This window comes from Nocardia sp. NPDC059691, from assembly GCF_042733915.1.
GTDB classification, from domain to species: Bacteria; Actinomycetota; Actinomycetes; order Mycobacteriales; family Mycobacteriaceae; genus Nocardia; species Nocardia sichangensis.
The window spans coordinates 1-6,362 of record NZ_JBHWFB010000035.1; the positions used below are offsets into that span (position 1 = coordinate 1).

At 69.8% G+C, this 6,362-nt stretch carries 6 protein-coding genes; 3 read left to right on the forward strand and 3 right to left on the reverse strand.

Annotated features, from left to right (window positions below; all coding sequences use genetic code 11):
- Positions 1 to 108 precede the first annotated feature (108 nt).
- The 3 genes from ACFV2O_RS36685 to ACFV2O_RS36695 form a co-directional block, all read right to left on the reverse strand.
- Entirely contained in the window at positions 109 to 657 is a 549-nt protein-coding gene (locus ACFV2O_RS36685; RefSeq protein WP_355081476.1) for an HD domain-containing protein, read from the reverse strand.
- Positions 658 to 782: 125 nt separating this feature from the next.
- Positions 783 to 1,175, reverse strand: a complete 393-nt coding sequence (locus ACFV2O_RS36690) for an SCO5389 family protein (RefSeq protein WP_355081478.1) — start codon at positions 1,173 to 1,175, stop codon at positions 783 to 785.
- A 62-nt stretch (positions 1,176 to 1,237) separates the two neighbouring features.
- Positions 1,238 to 2,284 carry a nitronate monooxygenase gene (locus ACFV2O_RS36695; protein WP_379256367.1) on the reverse strand — a complete coding sequence of 349 codons (1,047 nt, stop codon included), beginning with the start codon at positions 2,282 to 2,284 and terminating at the stop codon, positions 1,238 to 1,240.
- A gap of 206 nt (positions 2,285 to 2,490) precedes the next feature.
- Between ACFV2O_RS36695 and ACFV2O_RS36700 the strand changes: the two genes are divergently transcribed.
- The 3 genes from ACFV2O_RS36700 to ACFV2O_RS36710 all read left to right on the forward strand — a co-directional run.
- Positions 2,491 to 3,366, forward strand: a complete 876-nt coding sequence (locus tag ACFV2O_RS36700; RefSeq protein WP_379256369.1) for a M23 family metallopeptidase — start codon at positions 2,491 to 2,493, stop codon at positions 3,364 to 3,366.
- Positions 3,367 to 3,509: 143 nt separating this feature from the next.
- On the forward strand, positions 3,510 to 4,493 hold the full coding sequence (locus tag ACFV2O_RS36705; RefSeq protein ID WP_379256371.1) for a DNA-binding response regulator: 984 nt from the start codon (positions 3,510 to 3,512) through the stop codon (positions 4,491 to 4,493).
- A 292-nt stretch (positions 4,494 to 4,785) separates the two neighbouring features.
- Positions 4,786 to 6,362: amino acid adenylation domain-containing protein (locus tag ACFV2O_RS36710; RefSeq protein ID WP_379256373.1), on the forward strand; the 1,577-nt coding region annotated here is incomplete at its 3' end.

The window sequence follows — 6,362 nt, forward strand, 5'->3', positions numbered from 1 at the left end:
AGGTCCCCAAGACCAGCGTGGGCAAGTTCGACAAGAAGCGGCTACGCGCCCAGTACGCCGACGGCGACCTGGAAGTCACCACCCTGTCCTGACCCCCACCGCCCCGCGTCACCACCTCAGCATCGGCAGTGGTGACGCGGGGTGGCTGCGCACCCGCCGCGCGACCAGGGAGACGAGCTTGCGGTGGAAGCCGTGGTTCGGATAGCGCTTCGCCAGCTCACGGTAGGTTCCGCGCGAGACGCCGAACCGGCCGAGCAAGCCGAGCTCGACGTCGATCGCGTCGGCGCGCCGGAAGATCTCGACCGGGTCGTGCGGTGGGCCCGCCGGGCGGATCTTGTGATGCTGGTCGATCATCGCCACCACCAGTCCGGTCAGGTCGTCGCGGTCGATGCTCGCCAGCCAGGCGCGCGCCTGGTCGCACGAGGGCGCGAGGTAGTCGAAGCTGCCCGCCGACCAGATGCCGATGTCGTGCAGCACGGCCGCGGTCAGGAACTCCTCACGGGCGCTCGGCGGGGTTTGCCGGTCGTCGGCCAGCAGATCGCACAACGTGAGCACCCGCAGCACATGATTGGTGTAGGCGGCGCGGTCCGCCCCGAGCTGTTGGCGCCACGGCGCGAGCCGGGCCTCGACCTCATCGCGAAGATCGTTGCTGCTCATGGCGGTTCACCCTACGCGCAGCCGTCCGTGACGGGCGGCGGCGACGCGCGGGCACGGCGCCGCATACGCGAGAACACCCGGCGCGGGCGAAACGGTTTGCCGCGCCGGGTGTTCGATTCGGTGGATCAGCAGTTGCGCAGTTCCGGGCTCTGGTTGAGCAGCTGGGCCCGGGTGCCGATGAACGTGGTGTAGGTCTCGCCGCCGACCGAGGAGAGCGGGAACGCCGCGACCCGGTGGCAGTTCTGGAAGGCGAGCTTCACGCCGAAGTGCCGCTCCAGCCCACCGCGAATCGCGTCGGAAGCCATGGCGCGCAGCAGTTGCCCGCGCGCCACCTCGTCGGGCGGCGCGATCGTGTTGTCGGCGAATTCCGCCGTCCCGGAACGCAGCTCACCGGCTACGCGGCTGACCACTTCCCAGGCGTAGGGCAGCGAATTGCGTACGACCTCGACGAAGTCGGCGTCGTCGACCTCGCCGCGTTCGGCGCGTTCGAGTACTGCGGTGGGGACATCAAGGGACATGGCGCTCTCCTCCAGTGCTGAACGTCGATGCGATGCCACTGAAGTCTAAACGAAAGTCGTTGTCAATAATGCTGGATTCGGCGCGAAAGTGCCTTTTCCAGTGCGGCTTTCGTGTCGGCGGCCAGGGTCGAGACCAGTTCGCCCGCGGGTAGCTCCGGTGTCAGCTCATGGGTTTGGCCCGCCCAGAGGTTGACCTCCTCGGGGTTGCCCGCCGCCCGCGCCTCGGCTCGCAGCGGGGCGGTGGCGTAGTGGATCTCCGGGTATCCGGTCGGCGCGGTAGCGGTGTGCCGCACCAGGAAGCGGTTGCGCAAGCCGCGTGCCCTGCGTCCGGTGAAGGCGCGGGTGAGCATCGTCGGGGTGTCGGCGGTCAGCGCGGCGCGGTGCACCTGACTGGTGCCCGCCTCGGGACAGCGCAGGAACGCCGTGCCCAGTTGCGCGGCCGTGGCGCCCGCCGCGAGCGCGGCGGCGATGCCCGCGCCCGTCGTGAGGCCGCCGGTGGCCACCAGCGGCAGGTCGGTGGCGGCGGAGAGCAATTGCAGCAGCGCCAGCAGCCCGAGTGGGTCGGTGGCGTCGTCGGCGGGCCGATCGGTGAACGTCGCGCGGTGCCCGCCCGCCTCCGCGCCTTGGGCGATGAGCACGTCGGCGCCTGCCTCGACGGCGAGGCGCGCCTCGGCGACCGAGGTGACGGTGACCCAGGCTTCGGAACCGGCGGCATGCAGCCGTTCGATGTCCGCGGCACTCGGGCAGCCGAAGGTGAACGACACGGCCGCGACCGGGTCGGCGACGAGCAGTTCGAGTTTGGCGTCCCAGTCGTCGGTGTCGAAGCGCGGATCTCCCAGCTGGTGTTCGGCGCCGAGTTCGGCCAGATAGTCCGCCAGATCGGCGGGAGGAGTCGGCGGGCCTGGCACGAAGAGGTTCACGCCGAACGGCTTGCCGGTGGCCGCGCGAGTCGCCGCGATCCGCGCCGCGGTGTCGGCGGCGCTCAGATAACCGGCGGCCAGCTGGCCGAAACCGCCCGCTTCGGCCACGGCGGCGGTCAGCTCGGGGGTGGAGGGGCCGCCCGCCATGGGGGCGAGCGCGATCGGAACGTCCAATTGGTCGAGGATCACGGTTCGATTGTCGCGTATCTGGACATGTGACCCGGGCCTCACCAGCGTTTTTCCGCTGGAAGGTTGCGGAATGGTCACGACGCGGTAGAGTTCCCGTCACGACGGATGCCAAACCGTTATCCGCCCGGCTTTACCGGATCGTTATCGAACCGGTTCCGCTAGGGCTCCGGCATCCCGGACCCTGTTGTACGACCGAGGATTCAGCTTTGTCGCAGCACCGTGTAGGCCCCAGTTCCATTACCGTCCAGAGCCTCCTCGGCGACGGCGGCGAATCGGGCCGTCCGACGCGGCACCGCGCCGAGCCGTCCGCCACCGAACGAGTCAAGGCCGCCGCCACCGCGGCGGTTGCCGCGGGCGCCTTGATCGGCGCTGCCAGCCAGGTCGCTCCCGCGCTCGCTTACGCGTCGCCGCTGCTGCCCGGTTCGCACGATGCCGACGAGGAGACGCAGGCCGCGCCCTCCACCGTGAAGGGTACGAGCATCCTTCCGATCGTCGAGGCGAAGGCCGCCGCCGAGCCGGTCGCGCAGGCCGCGCCGGAGCCCGCCGCGGTCGCAGGCCAGATCGCCGCGCCGGTCGCCGCGCCGTTCGGCATTCCCAATCTTCCCCCGGAGGTCATCGGTCCCTTGGCGCAGGCCGAGGAGGCCCTCAAGGGCGTGCAGCAGCAGGTCGCTCCGGCGCCCGCGGTGCGCCCGGTGGCCGGCGAGATCAGCTCCGGGTTCGGCAGCCGCTGGGGCGCCATGCATTACGGTCTCGACTTCGCCGACTCGCTGGGCGCGCCGATCCACTCGGTCAGCAACGGCACCGTCATCGAGGCGGGGCCCGCCTCCGGTTTCGGTCTGTGGGTGCGAATCCTGCAGGACGACGGCACCACCGCCGTCTACGGCCACGTGAACGAGATGTTCGTGCACGCGGGCCAGCGGGTGAACGCGGGCGATGTGATCGCCACCGTCGGCAACCGGGGTCAGTCCACCGGTCCGCATCTGCACCTGGAGATCTGGGACCAGTCGGGCGCCAAGATCGACCCGATGCCCTACTTGGCCGCCAAGGGAGTGCCCCTGGAGTGGGGCCCGTCGGCGCACTGACATTCCCTGTCCGGCTTGATATTCCGATCAGCGCACGGTTGCGCGCAGCGAAGCCTCCCGCGTCCCGGTGACGTGGGAGGCGGTTCGCGGCCGGGTCTCGTAGAGCTGCCCCACGGACACCGGTCGGTCGCTAGGCTCGGGCCGTGATCGAGCTGGGCGACATCTTCGAGCCTGGGTCACCGCACGGCCGCGCGTACGCCGTGCTGGTGCACCATCCGCGGTCGAGTCTCGCCGATATCGCGCATTACCTGGGCGTTTCGGAAGACCTCGCCGCGGCCACGCTGGATGTGTTGTGTGAATTGCACGCCGCGGTCCGCGTCGAGTCGCCCGACGGCGAACCGCTGTGGGACGCGCACGCGCCGGAATCGTTGTCCGAAGCCGAGGCTCGGCGCAGGCAGCAGGAGATCAACCAGATGCACGCCGCCGCAGCACGCTTGAGCGAGACGTTCCGCTCGGTGCGCCGCTCGCCGCGCGGCAACGGCGCGGTGGTGCCGGTGTACGAGCGGCTGGAGATGCTGGCGGATTTCGAGGAGATGCAGACCGGCGCGCGCAGCTGCGTCAAGCTGGTCGAGCGCGGGCCCTATCTGAGCGATCCCGAGCGCGAGCGCCAACTGTTCGAACTCAAACGGGCCAGGCTCGCCGACGGCATCCGCTACCAGACCTTGTATCAGGACACCGTCTATCAGGACCCCGAGCGCCTGCGGCACGCGCTGTCCACCAACGCGGGCGGTGCGCAGGCCAGAACCCTGCCCGAGCCGCCGCTCAAGTTGATCATCAGCGACGACGAGCGGGCCAGCCTGGTGTTGCACGCCGACGAACGCAGGCCCGACCCGATGGGTCTGCGCATCACCGGTTCCCCCACGCTCGAGTTGTTGATCAAGACCTTCGACGTGCTGTGGACGATGGCGGCGCCGATCTCGGTGAACCCGGCCGCGGAGGCGCTGGACGAACGCGACCGCGCGATCCTGACCCTGATGGGGCTCGGCGCGACCGATGACACCATCGCGCGGCGACTCGGGATGTCCCGGCGCACGGTGGTCCGCCGGACCGCACGGCTACTGGAGCGCCTCGGGGCGAGCACCAGATTCCAGGCGGGGGTGCAGGCCACGCGGCGCGGATGGCTGTGACCAAGCTCACCGATTCGGGCACTAGTGCAACACGATGGCGTAAGTACCGATATAACGGCAGGGATCAGGCAAGACACCGATTCCAGGGGGGCGGATGGTGTCCTACGAGAGGACAGCACTCGACAAGGGGGATGCGGACCGTACCGACGGCATCCGCGGCAATCCAATACAGCGCGCGGGTTCAGTGGTCAGCCCCTTATATGATTGCTCGGTCCGCGCTGGCCCCGGATAACAAGCCCTGAGCAGGGTAGAGCCCGGGTCCTGGCTCGATCCGAGAGGTGAATGCACTCGAATGGAAACCGCCCGTCGCTCTGCTCGCGGTAGCCGTCGCCGCAGGTCGGGCAGTCCGCTTTTCGCGCAGCTGCTCACCGCCGCGGTCGAGTCCGCCGCCACCGAGGTCGCGATCCGGTTCAACCCCACGGGGAACCCGGCCGACGATCGGGAGCTCACCTACGCCGAGCTGGACGCGGCGTCCTCGCGGCTGGCCAGGGAGCTGATCGAGCGCGGTGTCGGGCCCGGCGACGTGGTCGCCATCGGAATCTCGCGCAGCGTGGAGTCGGTGCTCGCTGTCTGGGCCATCGCCAAGACCGGCGCGGCCTACGTGCCGGTGGATCCGACCTATCCCACCGACCGGATCAATCACATCGTCGCCGACTCCGGCGCCACGGTGGGTCTGACCACTTCGGCGCACCGCCCGGTGCTCGGCACCGGTGTGTACTGGATCGAACTCGACGACCCGGTGCAGGCCGCGCGCATCGCCGCGCGCCCGGAGCACCCCATCTCCTACACCGACCGGGTCCGTCCGCTCGACGAGCGGCACCCGGCCTATGTCATCTACACCTCCGGCTCCACCGGCAAGCCCAAGGGCGTCGTGGTCACCCACAGCGGTCTGGCGGGGCTGGTCGCCGCGGAGCGCGAGCACTACGGCGTGACGGAGGACTCGCGCGTTCTGCACGTCTGCTCGCCGAACTTCGACGTCTCGGTGCTGGAACTGCTGCTGGCCTTCTCCTCCGGCGCGACGCTGGTGATCGCGCCGCCGACGGTGTTCGGCGGTTTCGAGCTGGCGGATCTGCTGCGGCGCGAGCACGTCACGCACATGCTCATCACGCCGGGCGCCCTGGAATCGGTGGATCCGGCCGGACTGGACGACCTGCAGGCCGTGGTGGTGGCCGGTGACAAGTTCGGCCCGGAACTGGTCGGACGCTGGGCGGCCGAGCGCGAGTTCTACAACGGCTACGGGCCCACCGAGGCGACGATCCTGGCCACCAGCACGCCGCCGATGACGCCGGGCGAGCCCATCACGATCGGCACGGCCATCCCGGGCGTCGGCGCGTTCGTGCTGGACTCGCGGCTGCGGCCGGTTCCTGCCGGGGTGGTCGGCGAGCTGTATCTGTCCGGTCCCGCGCTGGCGCAGGGCTACCTCAACCGGCCGGGCCTGACCGCGGAGCGATTCGTCGCCAGCCCGTTCGGCGCCGACAGCGGCAACCCGGCGGCGCGGCTGTACCGCACCGGTGATCTGGTGCGACGCACCGAATCGGCCGGCCAGGACGGCGGCGTCATCGAATACCTGGGCCGCTCGGACTTCCAGGTGAAGATCCGCGGTTTCCGCATCGAACTGGGCGAGATCGACAACGCTCTCACCGACCATCCGGATATCGACTTCGCGGCCACCCTGGGCAAGGCGCTGCCATCGGGTGCGACCGCACTGGTGTCGTACGTGCTGCCGCGCCCCGGCGCCGACGTGGACACCGACGCGCTCGTGGAGTACATCGGTGAGTCGTTGCCGGGGTACATGATTCCGGCGTCGATTGTGGTGTTGGATGAGATTCCGTTGACGCCGGTGGGGAAGTTGGATCGGGCGGCGTTGCC

Bases quoted from the DNA above. Each gene is read 5' to 3' on its own strand.
- ACFV2O_RS36685 (WP_355081476.1), bottom strand. From the start codon at position 657: ATGAGCAGCAACGATCTTCGCGATGAGGTCGAGGCCCGGCTCGCGCCG.
- ACFV2O_RS36690 (WP_355081478.1), bottom strand. From the start codon at position 1,175: ATGTCCCTTGATGTCCCCACCGCAGTACTCGAACGCGCCGAACGCGGC.